The organism is Stenotrophomonas sp. YJH_SMC_37 (assembly GCF_059370035.1).
In genome coordinates this window covers 33739-53930 of record NZ_JCAFTG010000006.1, presented here as the reverse complement: position 1 = coordinate 53930, position 20192 = coordinate 33739, and the positions used below count along the sequence as shown (strand labels likewise).

18 protein-coding genes are annotated in these 20192 nt (G+C 67.1%); 4 read left to right on the top strand and 14 right to left on the bottom strand.

Features of this window, described 5'->3' with window-relative positions:
- Positions 1 to 72 precede the first annotated feature (72 nt).
- Positions 73 to 2898, bottom strand: a complete 2826-nt coding sequence (locus AC5P8J_RS10340) for a TonB-dependent receptor plug domain-containing protein (protein ID WP_494539902.1) — start codon at positions 2896 to 2898, stop codon at positions 73 to 75.
- Positions 2899 to 3256: 358 nt separating this feature from the next.
- On the opposite strand from AC5P8J_RS10340, the gene AC5P8J_RS10335 reads away from it, so the two are divergent.
- The gene (locus tag AC5P8J_RS10335) at positions 3257 to 3556 is read left to right on the top strand and encodes a YrhB domain-containing protein (protein ID WP_005420578.1); all 300 of its coding nucleotides are present in this window, start codon (positions 3257 to 3259) and stop codon (positions 3554 to 3556) included.
- Positions 3557 to 3630: 74 nt separating this feature from the next.
- Here AC5P8J_RS10335 and AC5P8J_RS10330 read toward each other — a convergent pair whose 3' ends face one another.
- The 4 genes from AC5P8J_RS10330 to AC5P8J_RS10315 form a co-directional block, all read right to left on the bottom strand.
- Entirely contained in the window at positions 3631 to 4953 is a 1323-nt protein-coding gene (locus AC5P8J_RS10330) for an ABC transporter permease (RefSeq protein WP_005420576.1), read from the bottom strand.
- A 13-nt stretch (positions 4954 to 4966) separates the two neighbouring features.
- A complete protein-coding gene (locus tag AC5P8J_RS10325; protein ID WP_005420575.1) occupies positions 4967 to 6124 on the bottom strand; it encodes an ABC transporter permease in 1158 nt (385 codons plus the stop codon).
- Between the two features lie 14 nt (positions 6125 to 6138).
- Complete coding sequence (locus tag AC5P8J_RS10320; protein ID WP_005420572.1) at positions 6139 to 6828, bottom strand: ABC transporter ATP-binding protein; 690 nt, start codon at positions 6826 to 6828, stop codon at positions 6139 to 6141.
- Positions 6829 to 6930: 102 nt separating this feature from the next.
- Entirely contained in the window at positions 6931 to 8184 is a 1254-nt protein-coding gene (locus AC5P8J_RS10315; RefSeq protein ID WP_478436156.1) for an efflux RND transporter periplasmic adaptor subunit, read from the bottom strand.
- A 327-nt stretch (positions 8185 to 8511) separates the two neighbouring features.
- On the opposite strand from AC5P8J_RS10315, the gene AC5P8J_RS10310 reads away from it, so the two are divergent.
- Positions 8512 to 9735: a sensor histidine kinase gene (locus AC5P8J_RS10310; RefSeq protein ID WP_478436157.1), complete on the top strand. Its 1224-nt coding sequence runs from the start codon at positions 8512 to 8514 to the stop codon at positions 9733 to 9735.
- On the top strand, positions 9732 to 10334 hold the full coding sequence (locus tag AC5P8J_RS10305) for a response regulator transcription factor (protein WP_058979816.1): 603 nt from the start codon (positions 9732 to 9734) through the stop codon (positions 10332 to 10334). The genes AC5P8J_RS10310 and AC5P8J_RS10305 overlap by 4 nt, the downstream gene beginning before the upstream one ends.
- Before the next feature lie 556 nt (positions 10335 to 10890).
- Here the strand turns inward: AC5P8J_RS10305 and AC5P8J_RS10300 are convergent.
- From AC5P8J_RS10300 to AC5P8J_RS10260, 9 genes are all read right to left on the bottom strand, one after another.
- Positions 10891 to 11427: a cytochrome b gene (locus AC5P8J_RS10300; protein WP_019661813.1), complete on the bottom strand. Its 537-nt coding sequence runs from the start codon at positions 11425 to 11427 to the stop codon at positions 10891 to 10893.
- On the bottom strand, positions 11424 to 12527 hold the full coding sequence (locus AC5P8J_RS10295; protein WP_478436158.1) for a catalase family peroxidase: 1104 nt from the start codon (positions 12525 to 12527) through the stop codon (positions 11424 to 11426). Before AC5P8J_RS10295 ends, AC5P8J_RS10300 begins: the two co-directional genes overlap by 4 nt.
- Positions 12528 to 12662: 135 nt before the next feature.
- Positions 12663 to 14030, bottom strand: coding sequence for a leucyl aminopeptidase family protein (locus AC5P8J_RS10290; RefSeq protein ID WP_053499499.1), 1368 nt, complete (start codon positions 14028 to 14030; stop codon positions 12663 to 12665).
- 3 nt (positions 14031 to 14033) lie between these two features.
- Complete coding sequence (locus AC5P8J_RS10285) at positions 14034 to 14753, bottom strand: HAD family hydrolase (RefSeq protein WP_005420554.1); 720 nt, start codon at positions 14751 to 14753, stop codon at positions 14034 to 14036.
- A 31-nt stretch (positions 14754 to 14784) separates the two neighbouring features.
- On the bottom strand, positions 14785 to 15894 hold the full coding sequence (locus AC5P8J_RS10280) for an AI-2E family transporter (RefSeq protein WP_019661808.1): 1110 nt from the start codon (positions 15892 to 15894) through the stop codon (positions 14785 to 14787).
- A 67-nt stretch (positions 15895 to 15961) separates the two neighbouring features.
- The gene (locus AC5P8J_RS10275; RefSeq protein ID WP_021204736.1) at positions 15962 to 16429 is read right to left on the bottom strand and encodes a hypothetical protein; all 468 of its coding nucleotides are present in this window, start codon (positions 16427 to 16429) and stop codon (positions 15962 to 15964) included.
- Entirely contained in the window at positions 16426 to 16896 is a 471-nt protein-coding gene (locus AC5P8J_RS10270; RefSeq protein WP_019661806.1) for a phage holin family protein, read from the bottom strand. The genes AC5P8J_RS10275 and AC5P8J_RS10270 overlap by 4 nt, the downstream gene beginning before the upstream one ends.
- A gap of 8 nt (positions 16897 to 16904) precedes the next feature.
- Positions 16905 to 17270, bottom strand: coding sequence for a hypothetical protein (locus AC5P8J_RS10265; protein ID WP_010486932.1), 366 nt, complete (start codon positions 17268 to 17270; stop codon positions 16905 to 16907).
- A 100-nt stretch (positions 17271 to 17370) separates the two neighbouring features.
- Entirely contained in the window at positions 17371 to 18804 is a 1434-nt protein-coding gene (locus tag AC5P8J_RS10260; RefSeq protein WP_019661805.1) for a Do family serine endopeptidase, read from the bottom strand.
- A gap of 490 nt (positions 18805 to 19294) precedes the next feature.
- Between AC5P8J_RS10260 and AC5P8J_RS10255 the strand changes: the two genes are divergently transcribed.
- Complete coding sequence (locus tag AC5P8J_RS10255) at positions 19295 to 20155, top strand: histone (protein WP_134729671.1); 861 nt, start codon at positions 19295 to 19297, stop codon at positions 20153 to 20155.
- The last annotated feature ends 37 nt before the right edge of the window (positions 20156 to 20192 follow it).

Sequence of the window (20192 nt, the reverse complement as noted above, 5' to 3'; positions counted from 1 at the left end):
CCCGGGGGGCGCCGCCCTGCTTCCATCCACCGCCAGGAGAGAGATGGCGGTGGCGGGAACGCGGGTGCAGGCTCAGAAGCGCTGCTGGTACTTCATGTACATGAAACGACCGATGTCGAAGCCGCCGTAGTAGACGAAGCTGCTGTTGGGCTGGCTGTACATGATCGGACCCTGGTGGTCGAACACGTTGTTCAGGCCCAGCGAGACGGTGCCGTCCCACGGCAGGGCGTAACGCACCTGCAGGTCGTGGAAGGTGTTCGAACCCACCTTGTTGGTCGGCGAGGCATCGGTGTAGGCCGAGCTGAAGCCCGGCATGTTGCACTCGTCCATGTAGGAGCACTTCTCCTTCATGCTGGAGTAGTAGCGTGCAGTCCAGCCGATGCCCAGGTTGCCGTACTGCCAGTCCAGGTTGAGGGTAGAGCGCACACGGAAGTTGCCACCCCAGCTGGTCAGCTGTTCCACCGGCGTGGTCGCGGCGTTGTCGTTGCGCTGCTCCAGATAGTCGGTATAGGTGGTGTTCCAGGTAACGGCGAACTTGCCGAACGCGGTTTCCGGCAGGCGGTAGCGCGCGCTGATGTCATAGCCGGCGGTTTCGCGGTAGCCGGCGTTGACCAGCGAACGGTCCAGCGTGTTGACCTGGCCGTTGCTGCTACGGGTGAAGCGGCCGCAGGCGGCGTCCGAGCCCTGCACGTAGCACTGTTCCAGGATGTTGGTGGCCGACTCGCCAACGATGGCGTTGTCGATGCGGATCTTCCACCAGTCCAGGCTGACGTCCAGGCCCTGCACGAAGTCGGGGCTGTAGACCAGGCCCACGGTCCAGGTCTTGGCGGTTTCCGGCTTCAGGTTCGGGTTGGAACCGGAGTTGAAATCGGTGGTGGCCTGCTGGCCCGGCTTGCTGGCCACGCTGCCGTCGCTGTTGAGCTGGCGGAAGTTGGCCGGCACCTTCAGGGCCTTGCAGCGTGCGGCAACGGCGGCGCTGGTGGCGGCAGTGCCGAACGAGGTATCGCACGGGTCGGTGAACGAGTCACGGCTGCTGACAGTGCCGCCGTACAGGTCGTCCACGGTCGGCGCACGGAAGCCGGTGCCGTAGGTGGCGCGCACCAGCAGGCTGTCGATCGGCTTCCACTTCACGCCGAACTTGCTGTTGGTGGTGGAACCGAAGTTGTTGTAGTCCGAGTAGCGACCGGCCACGTCCAGCGACAGTTCGCGGGCGAACGGCAGGTCGGCCAGCAACGGCACCTGCAGTTCCAGGTAGGCCTCGTTGAGCGAGTAGTTGCCGCGGGTCGGCTGGCCGCTGGTGCCGGCGATCTCGCCCTTCTGCACCTTCATGTCCGGCGTGTAGCTGGCCTCCTCGCTGCGGTGCTCGAAGCCCATCGCGGCCAGGATGTCGCCGGCCGGCAGGGTGAACAGCGAACCGGAGATGTTGCCGCTGGCGACCTTGGTGGTGCTCTGCATCTTGTCGACGAAGCGGGTGAACAGGTAGTCCTGCACGTCCTGGTTGCTCAGCGAGCCCGGGCCGGTGTAACCCATCGGGGCAGCCGGGTTCCACGGCACGCAGCCGGCGATCACCGCGCCCGGCGCACCGCAACGGGCCACGTTGCCGTCCATGAAGGACGGGCCGACGGCCAGGTTGACGTGCGGCTGGTACATGCTGCCGGTACCGATGCGCTCGCCTTCGTTGCGGTTGTACATGTAGTTGATGTTCCAGTCCCAGTACCGCGAACCGGTTTCGAAGCTGCCTTCCAGGCCGATGCTGGCGCGCTTGGTTTCCAGGTTGTTCTCGGTGCCGCGCGGCAGTTCCTCGGTGCGGTGCGCGAACAGCGCATCCTGGCCCCACAGGTTGAACGCGCTGTCCTTGGACAGGGCGGCACGGCTGCCATTGCGGGCCTGCGCGGCGCTGACCGAGTACGGGTAGCCGGCCAGGTGCTTGGTCGACTCGCGCTTGCTGTACAGCGCGTCGGCGACGATGCGCAGGTTGTCGGTGATCGAGAAGCCACCGTTGGCGAACACCGAGGTGCGCTCCAGGCCGGTCAGCAGGCTCATGTTCGACTTGGTGTTGGCACCATCGGCCGGGTCCGGCGCATGGAAGTTGCCGGCCTTGCTCGGGTCGCCGCCCGGACCCACGGTCAGGTTCTTGCCACCGACGGTGACGTAGCCCCACGGCGTGTTGCCGTTGAGGCCATCGTTCGGGTGGCGCGGGCCGTTGGTGTAACGGCTGAACTCGCGGTCCTTGCCCAGCACCTCGTCTTCCTTGGTGCGCTCGGCGCCCACGCTGAACCAGCCGCGCTCGAAGGTCTTGCCGAAGGTTGCACTGTATGCGCGCTTCTGGCCGTCACCCTGGCCGTACTGGCCGACATAGACGCTGGCCTCGCCACCATCGAAATTCTTGCGGGTGATGATGTTGACCACACCGGCGATGGCATCGGAGCCGTACAGCGCGGAGGCGCCGTCGGTCAGCACTTCCACGCGCTCGACGATGGACGACGGGATCGAGGCCAGGTCGGAGTAGCCGCCGGCGCTGACGCCCATGCGGCGGCCGTCGATCAGCACCAGGCTGCGTTCCGGGCCAAGGTTGCGCAGGCTGACGTACATGCCGCCGAAATCGCGCGAAGAAGTCAGCGACGAGGCGCGGCTCATGCTCGGCGCACCGGCGGCAGGAATGTCCTGCAGGATGTCGGCGACGTTGACGTAACCCTTCTTCTCGATCTCGGCGCGGTTGAGCGCGACCACCGGCTGTGCGGTTTCGACACTGGCCTGGCGGATGCGCGAGCCGGTGATTTCGATGCGGTCGAGGTTGGTCGGGGTATCGCCGGCGCTCTGTGCGAAGGCGGGGGTGGTGCAGCTGGCGGCCAGCGCGATGACGATCGCGTTGCGCAGCGGATTGGTTTTCAGGGACATCCGTGAAATCTCGTGTTTCAGTAAAAACATGCGCCCGTTTTATGGGCGCGTGAGGTGCTGCAAACCAACGTGGGGGGCGCGATTCTAGAATGTTTCCATTCGTAACTGTTTGTCTCGACGCCGCTGGAAGTGCGCGAAGATGAATCGCAACCAACAATCCACAGATGCACTGTGCGCAGCGTCACGCGCGCTGCGTTTGCGATGAGTAGAGGCATCGATAGCGGCACAGAACCGCCACGCTTGAGCGGTTGTGACAACACGCCGCAGTGCGCACTTGTACGCAGGTGCCTATCCGTTGCGATGCATCCACCCGCATGAAATGCTCTTCGCGCTGTCATCGAAAACAAGAGACGAAGGAATGATCCAGCTCGACGAAGCACGCCGTCGCGTGCAGGCTGCACTTGCCAGCGACGATGAGCCGGTTGCCATCACGCACGAGCATGAGATGGTCGAAGGCTGGCTGTTCTGCTTCCAGTCGCTGCGCTACCTGCAATCCGGCGAGATCTCGGACGCACTGGCCGGCAATGGCCCGATCTTCGTCGACAGGCATACGGGTGAGCAGCACGCGCTGGGCACGGCGTACGCGCCGGAGGAGGCTGTTCGCCGGCATTTGGCCCTGCGGCACCCACCATCCGATGTTGCGGCGATGGATGCCTGAGTTCAGCAACGAAAAAGGGACGAAGCCTTCGCTCCGTCCCCCTGCGTGATGCGCAGTCCACCGCTGCATGATGCTCAGGTTTCGCGCAGCGCCGTAGTGATCGGCAAGCGCGCCGCGCGCAGCGCCGGGAACAGGCCGCCGACCAGGCCGATGCCCAGTGCCCATTTCAGGCCGGTCCACAGCAGTTCCGGTGATACGTGGAACTTGAACACCACCGCGCTGAAGTTGCTGCCGATGGTGGACACGCTGTAGCCATTGAACAGCAGCCATGCAACCGCACAGCCGAGCAGGCCACCGAGCAGCGCCAGCAGCATCGTTTCCAGCATCACGGCCGTCACCACCGGCAGGCCGCGGAAGCCGATCGCACGCATGGTGGCGATTTCGCGGGCGCGCGTGGCCACGGCCGCATACATGGTGTTGAGCGCGCCGAACACCGCACCGACCGCCATGATCGTGCCGATCACCTTGCCCAGGATGTCGATCAGCTTGGTCAGCCCGCCGCCCTGCTTGCTGTAGTAGACGCGGGTGGTTTCCACGTCCAGCTTCAGGCGTGGGTCGGCAGCGACGGCCGCCTTGAACTGATCGAAGCCGGCCTTGCCATCGGTACGCACGCTGATCGACTGCCAGGCGCTGCGCTGGTAGGTGGTGGCCAGCGTATCGGCGTCGGTCCACAGTTCCGAATCATGCGCATCGCCAGTGGCGAACACACCGACCACGGTCCAGGTCTGGTTGCCCAGCGTCAGCGTCCTGCCGACCTCCATGTCGCGGAACTGGCCCTTGGCGCCCTGGCCGACCACGATCTCGCGCAGCCCGGTGGCGAACTTGCGGCCCTCAACGATCTTGACCTTGTCATGCACCGCCCACGCCTGCGGGCCGACGCCGCGGAACTGCGCGTTGACGTCGGTGCCATCGGACTTGGACACCAGGTTGACCACCTGCGACAGCTCCGGTGACAACAACGGCCGGCCCTGCGCATCGCGGCTGATGCCGGGCAGGGTGGACAGCATGGGTACCTGTTCGCGGGTGATCACCGAGTTGGTCTCGGCCTGCGAGCCACCGCGCAGCACGATGGCAGTGGTGTCATCGCCGGTGTTGTTGAGCGTGGCCTGGAAGCCTTCGCCCATCGCCAGCATCGCCACCAGCACGCCGACCACGCCAGCGATGCCGACCACGATCACCGAGGACGCGCCCCAGCGCTGCGGCAGGCTGGCAACGCCGATGCGGGTGGCGGCCAACGCCAGCCGTCCACCGCGGGTCAGCAGCAACCACAGGGCCACCAGCACGGCCACGGCCAGCACGCCGATCCACGGCAGGCTGATCCACAGCACCAGGCCGACCGCCAGCAGCAGCACCGTCACGCCGTTGCCCAGCCACTTCTTGAGTTTGCTCTTGAACATGTCTGTGTTCTCCTCAGCGACCGGCCAGTGCGTCGACGATCTTCAGGCGCTTGGCACGCAGCGCTGGCAACAGGCCGACGATGATGCCGATCACCACGATCAGGCCCAGCCCCATCAGCCAGGTTGGCGTCGGCACGTGCGGCGGCAGCATGCCCATGCTCTTCGGGCCGATGGCCGGCAGGATCAGGGCGGCCAGGCCCATGCCGATCAGGCCGCCCAGGCCGATCAGCAGCACCGACTCCACCATCACCAGGGTCAGCACAGTGCTGTCCTTGAAGCCCAGCGTTTTCAGCGTGGCCAGCTCCGGCACGCGCTCGCGCACGGCCTGCGCCATGGTGTTGCCGGTCAACAGCAGCAGGGTGAAGAACACCGCGCCCATGATCGAGGTGACGATCATGCCGATATCCGCGAACTGCTTGACGAAGGCCTGCTGGAACGCCGATTCGGTCTGGGTCTTGGTCTCGTGGTCGGAGTTGGCCGAGATCGCATCGATCGCCTGTGCCACCCGCGAGGAATGGTCCGGGTTGTCCAGCGTCACCGTGTACCAGCTCACCTGGTTCTTGATGTAGTCGTTGGATTCATCGAAGTATTTCCAGTTCATCATCAACTGGCGTTCTTCGTTGGCGGCCAGCGCACGGTCCTTGGAACGGTAGATGCCCTTGAGCACCAGCGGCCAGTCGTTGCTGCCGCCACGCGGGAAGATCGTCGCCTGCAGCGGGATGGTATCGCCGATCTTCCAGCCGAACTGCTTGGCCAGGGTTTCGCCGACGATGGCGCCGGTGCGGGTCTGCTTCCAGTCCTCCAGTTGTGCCGGATCGATCTGCAGCTCGCGGTAGACATCGAAGTAGTTGGGTGACACCGAGAAGTTCGGGAAGAAGTTCTTCGGGTCCTGGTAGATGCCACCAAACCACATGCCATAAGCCACGTCACGGACGCCGGCCACCTGCCGAACCTGTGCTTCCAGCCGGATCGGCAGTGACTGGGTGATCGACAGCCGCGAGGCCACCACCAGGCGGTTGGCGCCTTCCACGCTGCCACCCGACGAGAACGCCACGCGCACCGAATCGAGCATGCCGAACAGCAGGAACGCGGCCACCACCGACAGCAGGGTCAGCAAGGTGCGCGTGCGGCTGCGGAACAGCTGCGCCCACACCAACGAGAAGTATTTCATCGCTGTGGCCTCCGTCAGTGGGCCAGCGGCGCGTCGGCCAGCTCGCCCTTGTCCAGGTGCACCGTGTGCGTGGCGTACTCGGCGGCCTTCGGGTCATGGGTGACCATGATGATGGTCTTGCCGTGCTCGCGGTTGAGCTGCTGCAGCAGGCCGAGGATCTCCTCGGCCGATTGGCGGTCGAGGTCGCCGGTTGGTTCGTCGCAGATCAGGAAGGTCGGATCGGAGACGATCGCGCGGGCGATCGCCACGCGCTGCTGCTGGCCGCCGGACAGTTCATTCGGGCGGTGGCTGCGACGGTCGGCCAGGCCGACCAGGGTGAGCGCGATTTCGGCATTGCGGCGGCGCTGCGCCGCACTGAGGTGGGTCAGCAGCAGCGGCAGTTCCACGTTCTTCTGCGCGGTCAGCATCGGCATCAGGTTGTAGAACTGGAATACGAAGCCGACATGGTGGCTGCGCCACGTCGACAGCTGGCCGCCACTCATCTGGTCGATGCGCTCGCCCTCGATGCTGATCTCGCCGCCAGTGGGGCTGTCCAGGCCGCCGATCAGGTTGAGCAGGGTGGTCTTGCCCGAACCGGACGGGCCCATCAGCGCGACGAAGTCGCCGCTGGCGATGTCCAGGTCGATGCCATGCAACACCTGCACTTGCTCGGGGCCACGCTGGTAGGTCTTGGTGATGTTGCGCAGTGAAACCAGGGTCGACATGGGTGGTTCTCCACGGGAGGCGGGAAACGGGGAAGCGCACCTGCGGCGGCCGCAGGCGTGCGTCGAGCGATGCTGCTGGCCGCGCCCACGGGCGCCAGGCCGTTACTGCGCTTGTTTCTGTTGCACCTTGGCGCCATCGCGCAGGGTGTCCGGCGGGTTCACCACCACCGATTCACCTGCGCTCACGCCCTTGAGGATCTGGCGGTCCTTGCCCATCGCCTGGCCGGCCTCGACCGTGCGCTGCTGCACGCGGCTCTCGTCACCCAGCACGAAGGCCACCGAGGCACCGTCGCGCTGGACCACGGCGCCGCCCGGCACGCGCACGCCCTGCGGCTTGGCCACGGCCTGCGGCTGCGCCTGTTCCAGGAAGCTGACCCGCACGCCCATCTCCGGCACGATGCGCGGGTCTTTCACCTTCAGCGCCACGCGCACCTTCACCGTGGCCTTGCCGCGGTCGGCGGTGGGGATGATGGCGATCACCTCGCCGGGAATCTTCCATTCCGGGTAGGCGTTGAGCGTGGCTTCCACCGGCATCTTCGGCTGCACGCGGCCGATGAAAGCCTCGCCGACCTCGACTTCGATCTCCAGCGAGTCCATGTCCACGATGGTGCCGATGCCGGTACGGGTGAACCCACCACCCGCCGACAGCGGCGAAACGATCTCGCCGGGCTGCGCCGCCTTGGCGGTGACCACGCCGGAGAAGGGCGCGCGCACGATGTTGTTGTCCACACCCAGGTCGGCGATGGCCAGCTGGTCGTGGGCGACCTTGACGTTGCGCTGAGCCGTTTCCAGCTGCGCACGCAGGCTGTCGCGCTGGGCCACGGCCTGGTCGTACTGCGAACGTGACACCAGCTGCTGGCCGACCAGTGCCTGCAGGCGGCTGGCTTCGGCGGCGGCCTGCTTCTGCTGCGCCTCCAGCCCGGCCACCTGGCTGCGTGCGGCCTGCAGCTGCGAGGCATACAGGCTGCGCTGCGCATCGGCATCGATCGGGTCCAGCGTGGCCATCACCTGGCCGGCCTCGACCCGCATGCCTTCTTCGATCATCACCTCGCGCACCTTGCCGGTGATCTTGGCCGAGACCGTGGCCATGCGCCGGGCGACCACGTAGCCACTGGCGTCGAGCACCGAACTGCTGGCGCTACCCTGCTGGATGGCCACGGCCGGCGCGGTTTCCACCTCCACGGCCGGCGCACGGCCGAACAGGAACGCCACGGCAGCGGCGATCAGCAGCACGACCACGATGGTCGCGATCCACAACCAACGGCGACCACCGCCGTTGCTGCCACCACCGGAGGCGGGCGGCGGCGACTTGCGGTCGATACGGAGTTCCTTCAACAGCTCGGCAGAAGCGTTCATTCGTTCCATCACAGGCGTTCGGGCGGGTGTGGCCGGAAGCGCGGACGGCGGCGGTTCCGGCGGTGGAGCGTGCGGCACAGCATGAAGGCAGGCACAGCGATGACGGCAGTGACAGCTGTCACCCGATGACACTGACGGCGGCAACTGCGAAATGTGACCGCGGCGGCACAGGATGGCAACGTCCCCGCTGCCGGTACCGCTCATGGATCCGACCACCCCATCGCTGGCCCGCTGCAGCGGTACCGCCAAGCGTACCGTGATCTGCGGCGGGTTGCGCCGGTGCCACCTTGCCGGCGGTGGCGCCTGCGCGCAGCCAGCCGAACTGGCATGATCGGCGGCGATCATCCCCGCCTGGAACCGCCTGTGCCGTCCACCTGGCTTGCCTCCCTGCTGCGCCCCGCGCCGGACTCGGCGGTGGCCGAGACGCTGCGCCGGGGAAAATCACCCTGGAGCGAGGCGATCCACCTGCTGTGGTCGGTGTGGATCTTCCTGACGCCCTTGCTCGGCCATGGCTTCACCCTGCGCTGGCTGCTGCTTACAGTGGCCAGCTATCCGGTGTTCCTGCTGCTGTACGCCAAGGTGATGGTGGCGCCACGCCATCACGCGCCGCGCTATGCCCTGGGCCTGATCGGGATGTCGCTGGTGCTGCTGCCGTGGTACCCGTCCGGGTTGACCTACTTCGTGTTCGGCTGCGTGCTGCTGCGGGTGAGCGGACGCGGTGGCTGGTGGCAGTACCTGCTGCAGCTCACTGGCCTGAACCTCCTGTTCTGCGGCCTCGCACTGCTGTTCCAGTACCCGTGGCAGAGCCTGGTCTGGATCCCCGCCGTGTCCTATATCGTCGGGTTGGTCGTGAACGTGGAGGCACTCAACCAGCAGAAGGATGCGGCACTGCAGCTGTCGCAGGACGAGGTGCGGCGGCTCGCAGCCACCGCCGAGCGCGAACGCATCGGCCGCGACCTGCACGACCTGCTCGGCCATACCCTGTCGTTGATCACGTTGAAGCTGGAACTGGCCCGCAAGCTGCACGATCGTGGCGACGCGCGGGCGCGGCAGGAAATCGGCGAGGCCGAGGCCATCGCCCGCGAAGCGCTGGCGCAGGTGCGCAGCGCGGTCACCGGTATCCGCGCCAGTGACCTGGCCGGTGAGTTGGCGTCGGCGCGGCTGCTGCTGGAGTGCCAGCAGGTCCACCTTCAATACGCACCACCACCGGCGATGCCGGTGGATGTCGAACGCGGTCTGGCGCTGGTGCTGCGCGAGGCCGCGACCAACATCGTGCGCCATGCACAGGCGACACAGGCACGGGTGGAATTCATGCTGGAAGGACGCATGCTGGCGATGCAGATCCGCGATGATGGTCGTGGCGGCGTGCAGGCCGAGGGCAACGGGTTGTGCGGCATGCGCGAACGCGTGGCCGCCCTGGGGGGCAACCTTCAGGTTCAGTCCGCAAAGGGCGAGGGCACGCTGCTGACCGTGCGCGTGCCACTGGCTGCCGCGACCACACCGTTGCCGCCAGGCACGCCGTCGTCGCTGGTGCAGGACGGTGCCGCATGATCCGCATCCTGCTGGCCGAGGACCAGGCGATGGTGCGCGGCGCACTGTCGGCGCTGCTGGGGTTGGAGCCTGATATCGAGGTGCTGGGCAGCGCCGCCGACGGCGAAACCGCGTGGCGCATGCTGCAGCAGCTGAAGCCGGACATCCTGGTCACCGACATCGAGATGCCGGGCCTGTCCGGGCTGGAGCTGGCGCAGCGCATCGCCCGCCATGAGCTGCCGATCAAGGTGGTGATCGTGACCACCTTCGCCCGCGCCGGTTTCCTGCGCCGCGCGCTGGAGGCGGGCGTGCTGGGCTACCTGCTGAAGGACGCACCGGCCGAGAACCTGGCCGATGCACTGCGCAAGGTGAAACAGGGCATCCGTGCGATCGACCCGCAGCTGGCGCTGGATGCGTGGTCGCAGGCCGATCCGCTGACCGACCGCGAGCGCCGTGTGCTGCGTCTGGCAGGGGAGGGCCGAACCGCCAGCGAGATTGCCGAGCAGCTGGGGTTGTCGCACGGTACGGTGCGCAATTACCTGTCCGAGTGCATCGGCAAGCTGGGTGTGGCCAACCGGATTGAGGCCTATCGGCTGGCGCGACAGAAGGGGTGGTTGTAGCGGCGGCCTGCTTTTCCCGGTGATGTCATTTCCGCGACCGCGGAGGGGTGTCACTTTCTTTGCGCGCAAAGAAAGTAACCAAAGAAACGCTCCGCCGGCCGCGAGCCGACGTGCTGCGCACGCCGGTGCCCTGCGCTCCTCGGCCCGCCGAGGGACGGCGCGGAACTCGCTGCGCTCAGACACCCGCGCCTCTTCGCCCTCGCCGGTCCTGCGGTGCTCGGCTCGCTCAAGGCGGACTGGAAGGTCAAGATCAACGGCAACAGCATCCACGCATGGCGTGGATCTACTGGGTGCAGCTGTCGCTCTTGATGTTGGGTCCGCCTTGAGCGAGCCGAGCATCGCAGGGGAATCAGGGGCGAAGAGGCGCCGGTGTTTGAGCGTAGCGAGTTCGGCGCCGTCCCCTGATTCACCGAGAAGCACAGGGCACCGGTGCGCAGCACCGGCTCGCGCTCTGGCGGCGCGTTTCTTTTGGTTACTTTTCTTTTCGCGCGAAAAGAAAAGTGACACCCCACCGCAGTCGCGGAAACGATCCGCCGGGAATTCCCGGCGAACCCGATCAATCCTTCCCGCGCGCCATCGCCTGGAACACCCCGTCCCGCCGCACCCACAGGTGGAACAGCGCCGCACCCACGTGCATCAGCACCGTTGCGAACAGCACGTAGGCCAGCAGACTGTGCGCATTACGCAACGCGGCGTACAGCGCCGGTGTGTGTGGCACGATCGGCGGCAGGTGCAGGCCGCCCCACAGCACGATCGGGTAACCGCCTGCCGACAGCATCGCCCAGCCGATCAACGGCATCGCCAGCATCAGCGCATACAACATCCAGTGCGAGGCCTTGGCCGCCAGCACCTGCCAGGCGGGCAGGTCGGAAGGCAGCGGCGGCGGGCGATGGCGCAGCCGGTTGTACAGGCGCAGCAGCACCAGCACCAGGATGGCGATGCCCAGCGGGCGGTGCAGGTCGATCAGCATTGGCCGCAGGTGCAGTGAGGCGACCATGGTCACGCCGATGAACAGCATGGCGATGATCATCAGTGCCATGGACCAGTGCAGCACCCGCGCCAGCAGGTTGAAGTGGCCGTTGCCGATGCTCATCGTGCGGCCTCCTTCGGTTGTTCGACGTTGCCGGTGGCGCGCTCGCGTTCGCGGCGGTTGAAGGACTGCGAATAGACGGCCGAGCGCGCGGCCAGGATCGGATCGTCACTGCCGCGCACGCCGCTGGGCAGGATCAGCGGATCGAAGTTGATCTGGCCGCAGGCGCCCTGTTCCTGCGACTGCATGCGGTCCAGGCTGAGCACGCCCGCCACTACCTGGTCACGCGACTCGGGCCATGGCACCGACGGATCATCGATGGCATCGCCGGGCTCGGCGGTGGTCACGACCAGGTTCCAGCGCACCGGGCCGTTGGCCAGGCGCTGCTGCAGTTCCTGGCTGAGGAAATCGACGCTGGCCTGCTTGCGCGTTTCCGCATCCATCTCCACCACCGGCGCCTGCGGCTGCCAGCGCCAGCGCACCGCGCGCTTCTGGCCCTGCGCATTGGCGAACCAGAAGCTGTTGACGCTGTTGAAGGTGGTGTCGGCCCAGCTGCTGGTCCACGGCGCCGTCTTGGCCCACTGCTGGAAGGCCTGCGCACTGGGGTACTTCGCCAGCACCGCAGCCATCTTCTGCGGGTCGGGCTTGCCGGTGGCCGGGTCGGGAATGGAAGCGCGGGTCTGCTCGTAGAACGCCTCGGCGCTGGGCACCGCGAAGAACGGGAAGCTGTTCATCGCCATGCGCCATTCCTGCCCATCATCGCTGACCATCTGCACCGCCAGGCTGCGCACGCGTGCAGTGTTGTCGGCGCCGTACGGGTCGCCGCCGCCGATCGACAGGCGGCCCATCACCGGCACGCGGCGCTGCGAGAACACCCGTGCACTGGACAGGGTGCGGGCCTGCGCACTGGGTTCGAACCAGCCGCTCACGCAGATGCCCTTGCTGTGCGCGCGGCGGAAGCCCGGGTGGGCCGGGCCGGTGGCCTCGATGGTATCGGTGAAGTGCTGCGCGGTGAGGCGGTCGCCCATCCAGCCGGCCAGCCAGGCAAAGGCCAGCGCCACGGCACCCAGGATGAGCGCGATCAGCGCGATCCAGAGCAGGGGGGAATGCCTGCGCGGTGTGCCCGGCGTCTGGCCGGCACGGGTGTAGCCGAAGAGCGACATGGTCGGAGTCCTGCCTTCACGGAGCGTGTGGGTGGTCGACCCACACATCCTCGCAGAACCCTTCCAGGCCCGGTATTCAAATTTTCGTCAAGTTTGCCGGGGACGGCGTGCCGACCAAGGCCGGCACCCACCCGGTCAGCTGTAACGCGCCTTCAACATCGCCCACGCCGAGCGCAGCGCCAGCGCTTCGCCACCGGCCGGACGGCCCGGGCGTTCACCGTCGTTCCAGGCGTACACGTCCAGGTGCGCCCAGCGCTGGCCGTCTTCGAGGAAGCGCTCCAGGTACAGCGCGGCGGTCACCGAGCCGGCCATGCGCGAACCGGCATTGGCCAGGTCGGCAATGCCGCTGCTCAGATAGCGCAGGTAGGGCCGCCACAGCGGCATGCGCCAGACCGGGTCACGGGTTGCGTCGCCGGCCTGCAGCCACTGCTGCGCCACCGTGTCGTCGTTGCTGAAGAGCGCCGGCAGATCCGGACCCAGCGCGATGCGTGCGGCACCGGTGAGCGTGGCGAAATCCAGCACCAGGTCCGGCTTCTGCTCACCGGCGAAGGTCAGCGCGTCGCACAGGATCACGCGGCCTTCGGCATCGGTGTTGTCGATCTCCACGCTCAACCCCTTGCGGGTGGCGATCACTTCGCCGGGGCGGAACGCATCCGGACCGATCGCATTTTCCACCGCCGGCACCAGCAGCGTCAGCCGCACCGGCAGTCCGCGCGCCATCACCAGGCCGGCCAGGGCCAGCGCGTGCGCGGCGCCGCCCATGTCCTTCTTCATGTTGCGCATGCCGTCGGCCGGCTTGATGTCCAGGCCGCCGGTATCGAAGCACACGCCCTTGCCGACCAGCACCAGTGCCGGGTCGGTTTCCTTGCCCCAGCGCAGCACCACCAGGCGCGGCGCACGGTGCGAAGCGCGGCCCACGGCGTGGATGGCCGGGAAGTTCTGCTTCAGCAGTTCATCGCCGGTGATCGCCTCGACCTGCGCACCATGTGCATCGGCCAGTGCACGCGCGGCGTCTTCCAGCTGCTGCGGCCCCATGTCTTCGGTCGGGGTGTTGACCCAGTCGCGCACGCGCAGGCTGGCGGCGATCAGGTCGGCCACTTCGCCGGACGGTGCGGCCACCAGCTGCGCCGGGGCGCGGTTGCGCTTGCGGTAACGGTCGAAGCGGTAGCTGCCCAAGCCCCAGCCCAGCTGCAGCAGCGCCTGTTCGGCGGCAGGCAGTTCATTGGCCAGCTGCCAGACACTGCCTTCCGGCAGCGCGTGCGGCGCATGCGCATAGCTGTAGGCATCGGCGCGATCACCGACACCGATCACCGCGCCGGCCAGGCCCTCACTGCCGGGCAGCAGGGCCACGCTGTGCGCACCGGCAGTGAAACCCTGCGAGGCCAGCCAGGCCTGGGTGGCGGCCGGTTGGCCGTCCTTCCAGGCGGCGAACTGCTCGCGGTCCAGCACGTACAGCGGCAGCGCCGCGGTGGTGTCGGCGGTGAAACCAGTGATCTCGCTCATGCGTCAGGTACTCCGGGATGCGGCGGCGTCGAGGTTGGCGTCCAACCAGTCGGCCAGGCCGGTGAGGGTGTCGAACTGCAGGTCCGGCTGCAGTTTCGGATGGGTCCAGGTGGCTGCTTCGCGGTTGATCCAGCACCCGCGCAGGCCGGCGGCGATCGCCCCGGCCACGTCCATTTCGGCGTGGTCGCCGACATGCAGTACCTGTGCCGGCGCCACACCCAGTCGGGTGCAGGCGGCGTGGAAAATGCTTGCCTCCGGCTTGGCCGCGCCGTGTTCGCGCGCGCCCAGCTGGAAGGCGAAATGATGCGCCAGGCCGATCCGCTCCAGATCGGCGTTGCCGTTGCTCAGCGCTGCCACCGGCACCCGCGCGGCAATCCGCGCCAGCGCATCGATCGCATCGGGATAGCACTCGACCTGATTGCGTGCGGCGTAGAACGCTTCGTACGCTGGCTCCAGCAGATCGAGGCTGGCGCCACTGGCGTGCAGCGCTTCGTGCAGGGTCAGCCGGCGCAGTGCGCTCAGGTCGTGATGGAGGTGCGGATGGGCGTGGTACAGGCGCTCGCGCAGTTCGCGCATTGCCGCCACCGGATACATCTTGGCCGTGGCGGGGCTGTTTTCACGCATCCACTCGTGCAGGACCAGGTCGATGCGGGCGCCGATCGGAGCGAACGGCCACAGCGTGTCGTCAAGGTCGAGGGTGATGGCTTGGACGGGGAAATTCACCCCGCCATTCTACCCCTGCCCGCGCGGGCTTTCATTCCAGCAGGCGTGCCCAGCCCTGCATGCCGTCCAGGCGTGCCAGCACCAGCTTGATGCACACCAGCAGCGGCACCGCCAGCAGCAGCCCGATCATGCCCCAGGCCCAGCCGAACACCATCAGCGCCAGGATCAGCACCAGCGGCGACAGCTTCATCCGACGGCCCAGCACGATCGGGGTCACCATCTGCCCTTCCAGTGTGTGCAGGCCCAGGTAGGCGGCTGCGGGCAGCAGGGCCTGCAGCGGGTCGCGGAACTCGACGAAGCCCATCAACAGCATCAGCGCCACGCCGATCAGCGGACCCACATACGGCGCAAAATTCAGCAGCGCGGCCACCGTGCCCCACAGCAGCGCTTCCTGCAGGCCGATACCGAGCAGCATCAGCACGCCGGCGAACACCAGCCCGACCAAGGTGTTGATCACGCTGATGGTCAGCACGTAACGCGAGACCTCGCGTTCGATCGAACGCAGGATGTCGGTAGTGAAGCGCTGCTGCTGGCGGTTGGGGAACAGGGCGATCGCCGCGCGCTGCAGGCTCTGCCCGTAGATCATGAAGAACAGCGTCAGCAGCACCACGGCCAACACCGAGGCAGCCAGCCGCGGTGCACGGGTCAGCATGCGGTAGGGGTCGTCGAGCTGGGTGCGGATCACCTGCACCTTGTGGTTGCTGTCACCGCCGGCCACACGGGCGAAGTTTTCCGCCGCCTGGTTGGCCTGCTGCACCGGCTTGGTCAGGTTCTGCACCTGGCGGGCGACCTTGCGCAGCTGCTGCGGTGCTTCCTGCGCCCATTCCATCGCCGGTCCGATCAGCTGCACGGCCAGCGAACCGGTCACGCCCAGGCCCGCACCGAGGATCAACAGCGCGCCCAGCGCGCGCGGGATCCACAGCTTCTGCAGCAGGCGCAGGATGGGATTGCCGACCAGCGCGAAGAACATCGCAAGCAGCACCGGCAGGATGATGTCCTGCGCCGCCCATAGCGTATAGCCCACGGCCAGGGTCGCCAGCACAACCAGCGACATCGGTCCGCGTGGGCGCGACGGGGGCGGCAGCGGTGCCTCGGATGCGTCGTGGCCGGCCGGTGACGGGGACAGGGAGGACTCGCTCATCGACGCATCAGCCGGAAAGGGGAGCGCATTATCCGCCGGCCGCGACCGGCGCGGCGGATTCCAGGGATCAACGTTCGGACAGCTCGGTGGCCGCCTCGGCCGGGCGCGGTTCGCGCAGGTCCGGTTCCGGCTCCGGCTCCGGCACAGCTCGCGCTGCCGCTGCGGGCCGTGCTTCAGCGGCGGAGGCCGCTGCGTGTGCCTGTTCGCTGGCATCGCCGGCTTCTTCGGCCGCATCGTCGGCGGTGGCCGCCGCCTGCGCCGCCATCGCCGTGGCGAACGCCGCCTGCGCACTGGCGAACAGGTTCGAGACCGAACCCACCATCTGCAGCCAGCGCGCACCGTTGACCTTGCCCGGCATTTCCAGCTTGCCGGCAATGAAGCCACCGGCCAGGCCCACTACCACGATGCGTAGTGGCGACCAGCCCTGGCGCCAGACCTGGCCGAGCGTGGACCAGTGGTCCTGGGTCTCGACCAGACGCACGGTTACCACCTGTTCGCAGCGCTTCACCCGACGCTGCAGCGCACCGAACTTCATGGCTTGCCCTCTGGCAGCTCCACATCGGCATCGGGGTCGTCTTCGCTGGGCTCGTCGAACAGGCCCAGGCGGGACAGCTGGCGCCGGGTGGCGTGCATGCCGGTGTGGTGGAAGAAGTAGGACACCCGCCAGATCGCATAACCGGTGACGGCCAGGCTCAGCAGCGAGGTGATCAGCAGTGCCTGCAGCCAGCTCAGGCCCCAGCTTTGCAGCAGCGCGATAAGGGTGGCGGCCATCAGCAGCCAGGCCGACGCACCAAATACGATCGCTACGCCGGCCCAGGCCAGCGCGCGGCCGAAGGCACTGCGTGCCAGCGCGAAGTCGGCCGAGGCCAACCGGCGCAGCGAACGCAGCGAGTGCTTGGCCGAGTCGGCAGCGGCACGACCGGCCGCGCCGACCTGGCGGATGCTCTCATCCAGCGGCGGGGTAGCCGCCGGATCAGGGGCTTGCGCGTTGTCTTCGCTCACGCCGCGGCTTACTTGTCGCTGCTGCCGCGGGCCAGCTTGGCGATGATCCAGCCGGCCGCGAAGGCAACACCGAACGAGGCCAGCGGACGCTCACGGATCAATTCGGCGGCGCTGTCGATCAGGTCCTTGCCCTTGTCCATCAGCGCATCGACCTGCTCCTTGGCGGCGGCACCACCAAACTCGGCAGCGGCCAGGCCGGACAGTGCACTGTCGGACAGTTCAGCCTTGACGTTGGCCTTGCCGATGCGCAGTTCGTCGGTCGCGGCACCGGTGGCGCCCTTGATCGCACCGCCGGCGGCGCTGGCGGCCTGCTTCAGGTGGGAACCGGCTTCACCCAGGTGTTCCTTCAGGTTCTCGGTATTGGTGGGGCTCATCGAATCACTCCTGTTGCGATGGGGGAACGGCGTCGGCGGTGCCGACCTGGACTGACAGCAATAGCATTGCCGGGGTATAGGGGGTGTTACGGCAGGGCGATCAGCGCATCACGAGCTGGCCCTGCTGCTGGCCGTTGTTGCGCAGCACGCGCACCACCAGGGTCGGCGGGCGTTGCTGGAAGTTGGCGCGCCAACTGGCCAGGTCGGCGAATTCGCCCACGGTGGCGTCGGTGATGATGTCGCCCTGCTGCAGGCCGTTGCTGGCAGCGCGGCTGCCGCGCTTGACCTCGCTGACCAGCACGCCGCCGACACCGGATTGGCGCAGTGACTCGGGCAGGTCGACGAAGGTCGCGCCGGTCAGGCGCGGGTCCAGGCTCTCACCGGTGACCGCGCGCGCCTGTTCCTTCAGTGTCGCCTTGATCTGCAGTGGCTTGCCTTCGCGGCGTACGTCCAGCGTCATCGCGCTGCCGACGGCCGCCAGGCCTTCCACGTTGTGCAGGGCCTCGGCGCTGTCCACGCGCTGGCCGTTGGCCGACACCACCACGTCGCCCGGCTTCAGCCCGGCTGCGGCGGCGGCCGAGCCGGCCAGCACGCGGGTGATCAGCGCACCGCGGGTTTCGCCCAGGCCCAGGCCCTGCGCGATCTGCGCGGTCAGGTTCTGGCTTTCCACGCCCAGCGTGCCGCGCACCACCACGCCGTGCTTGACCAGCTGGTCGACCACGCTGCGCGCCAGGTTGGAAGGAATCGCCAGGCCCAGGCCGATGTTGCCGGCCATGCTGCCCTGCGGGTTGAAGCTGGCGGTATTGATGCCGACCAGCTGGCCCTGCAGGTCGACCAGCGCGCCACCGGAGTTGCCCGGATTGATCGACGCATCGGTCTGGATGAAGTTCTGGTAGCCCAGCCCGCGGATGCCGCTGCGGCCCACCGCCGAAACGATACCCGAGGTAACGGTCTGGCTGAAGCCGAACGGGTTGCCGATGGCCACCACGAAGTCGCCTACGCGCAGCTGGTCGCTGTTGCCGAGCTTGATGTCGGTCAGGTTCTGCGCCGGGATGCGGATCAGCGCGATGTCGGTATCGCGGTCCGAGCCGAGGAACTCGGCCTTGACCGTGCGCCCGTCCGCCAGTGTCACCTGTACGTCATCGGCGTTGTCGATGACATGGTGGTTGGTCAGCACCAGCCCCTCCTTGGCGTCGATGATCACGCCCGAGCCCAGCGATTCGTTGATGCGTTCCTGTGGGATATCCGGGAACAGGCGGCGGAAGAACGGGTCGTTGAAGAAGGGGTTGCGCACGCGCACCACCTGCTTGGTGTTGACACTGACCACCGCCGGCATTGCCTTTTCCAGCATCGGTGCCAGCGACGGCACCGCCTGACCGGCCACCGAAGCCGGCAAGGCCGCCGTGGTCGGCAACACCGCCGGCAGCGGCGCGGCGTCGGCACGGTTGTCCATGTGGGCATTGATGCCGGTGGCAACGAAGCCACCGAAGGCGGCGGCGATTGCGAGCGTGAGCAGGGTAGGAAGCGGTCGCATGGGAGTCGGTTCGCTGGCGTGGGTGGGGGCGGTACGGCCCTACGGTAGAACAAGCTGAATGAGTGTGTCGCGATCTGGATAAATGCGCCATGAAAACGCCATGCCCGGAACCCGGGCCAACATCGCTACCGTGGGCCGCAGGCGGCAACGGCGGAGGTTCCTCGCACTGTGCCGACGTCTGCCCAAGCGCGTGGGTATGCAGGCCGATGCTTGCGCAGTTCTGCGCATCCCGATGCCGCGATGCGCCATATCGCATGCCTTTCGCTACGTCCGGGCGGGTGTGCGCACGCAGCCCCTGCCGCTGCCCGTATCGTGCGGCGCAGCACTGAAAAAAAGGGGTTTCCCGTCAACACATCGTACTCGCGAGGGTACCCGACTACACCATTGCCGTCGCATCAGATGCGATTGCTCGTGCGTGCCCCGTTCCACGATCGTCAATGTCGGTATAGCATCGCCCCGTTTTGATACTTAAGGCCCCCAGGAGGGCAACATGAGCAACGGTAATGGTGTGTCGGTCGTGACCGACGCCGTCGAGAACGTCAAAGAAACCGCCACCAACGTTGGCGAGACCATCGCCCACGCTGCCGAAGACGCAGTGCAGTCGGTCAAGAAGACCGTCAAGCGCGCCACCAAGGCTGCCGGTACCCGCGTTGCCAAGGCCAAGAAGGCCGTGGCCAAGGTCGAGAAGACCGTTGCCAAGAAGGCCGAGAAGGCTGCCAAGTCGGTCGGCAAGACTGTTGCCAACGCCAAGAAGAAGCTGGAAGCCGCCAAGAAGAACGCCAAGGCCGAAGCCGCTGCGCTGAAGAATGAAGTGGCCAAGAAGAAGGCGGCTGCAGGCAAGGCTGTGACCAAGAAGGCCGCCGCTGCCAAGAAGACCACCAAGGCCGCCACCAAGGCTGCCGGCAAGAAGGTCGCCACCGCGAAGAAGGCCGCCACCAAGAAGGCTGCCGTCGCCAAGAAGGCCGTCGGCAAGAAGACCGCTGTTGCCAAGAAGGCAGTTGGCAAGAAGGTCGCTACCGCCAAGAAGGCCGTGGCCAAGAAGACCGTCGCCGCCAAGAAGGTTGCTGGCAAGAAGGCCGTGGCTGCGAAGAAGGTCGTCGGCAAGAAGGTTGCCGCCACCAGGAAGGTCGCCACCAGGAAGACCACGGCCGCCAAGAAGGCTGTCGGCAAGAAGGCTGCCGTCGCCAAGAAGGCCGTCGGCAAGAAGACCGCCGTTGCCAAGAAGGCAGTGGGCAAGAAGGTTGCCGCCACCCGCAAGACGGTTGCCAAGAAGGCTGCGCCGCTGAAGAAGGTCGCCGCCAAGAAGGCTCCGGCCAAGAAGGCCGTGCGCAAGGTCGCCAAGCGCAAGTAATCGCGCCGTGACCGAAGGCCCTGCCACCCCCGGGTGG

Excerpts from the sequence above, each read along its gene's own strand:
- AC5P8J_RS10340 (WP_494539902.1), bottom strand. The coding sequence starts at position 2,898 with ATGTCCCTGAAAACCAATCCGCTGCGCAACGCGATCGTCATCGCGCTG.
- AC5P8J_RS10335 (WP_005420578.1), top strand. The coding sequence starts at position 3,257 with ATGATCCAGCTCGACGAAGCACGCCGTCGCGTGCAGGCTGCACTTGCC.
- AC5P8J_RS10330 (WP_005420576.1), bottom strand. The coding sequence starts at position 4,953 with ATGTTCAAGAGCAAACTCAAGAAGTGGCTGGGCAACGGCGTGACGGTG.
- AC5P8J_RS10325 (WP_005420575.1), bottom strand. The coding sequence starts at position 6,124 with ATGAAATACTTCTCGTTGGTGTGGGCGCAGCTGTTCCGCAGCCGCACG.
- AC5P8J_RS10320 (WP_005420572.1), bottom strand. The coding sequence starts at position 6,828 with ATGTCGACCCTGGTTTCACTGCGCAACATCACCAAGACCTACCAGCGT.
- AC5P8J_RS10315 (WP_478436156.1), bottom strand. The coding sequence starts at position 8,184 with ATGAACGCTTCTGCCGAGCTGTTGAAGGAACTCCGTATCGACCGCAAG.
- AC5P8J_RS10310 (WP_478436157.1), top strand. The coding sequence starts at position 8,512 with ATGATCGGCGGCGATCATCCCCGCCTGGAACCGCCTGTGCCGTCCACC.
- AC5P8J_RS10305 (WP_058979816.1), top strand. The coding sequence starts at position 9,732 with ATGATCCGCATCCTGCTGGCCGAGGACCAGGCGATGGTGCGCGGCGCA.
- AC5P8J_RS10300 (WP_019661813.1), bottom strand. The coding sequence starts at position 11,427 with ATGAGCATCGGCAACGGCCACTTCAACCTGCTGGCGCGGGTGCTGCAC.
- AC5P8J_RS10295 (WP_478436158.1), bottom strand. The coding sequence starts at position 12,527 with ATGTCGCTCTTCGGCTACACCCGTGCCGGCCAGACGCCGGGCACACCG.
- AC5P8J_RS10290 (WP_053499499.1), bottom strand. The coding sequence starts at position 14,030 with ATGAGCGAGATCACTGGTTTCACCGCCGACACCACCGCGGCGCTGCCG.
- AC5P8J_RS10280 (WP_019661808.1), bottom strand. The coding sequence starts at position 15,894 with ATGAGCGAGTCCTCCCTGTCCCCGTCACCGGCCGGCCACGACGCATCC.
- AC5P8J_RS10275 (WP_021204736.1), bottom strand. The coding sequence starts at position 16,429 with ATGAAGTTCGGTGCGCTGCAGCGTCGGGTGAAGCGCTGCGAACAGGTG.
- AC5P8J_RS10265 (WP_010486932.1), bottom strand. The coding sequence starts at position 17,270 with ATGAGCCCCACCAATACCGAGAACCTGAAGGAACACCTGGGTGAAGCC.
- AC5P8J_RS10260 (WP_019661805.1), bottom strand. The coding sequence starts at position 18,804 with ATGCGACCGCTTCCTACCCTGCTCACGCTCGCAATCGCCGCCGCCTTC.
- AC5P8J_RS10255 (WP_134729671.1), top strand. The coding sequence starts at position 19,295 with ATGAGCAACGGTAATGGTGTGTCGGTCGTGACCGACGCCGTCGAGAAC.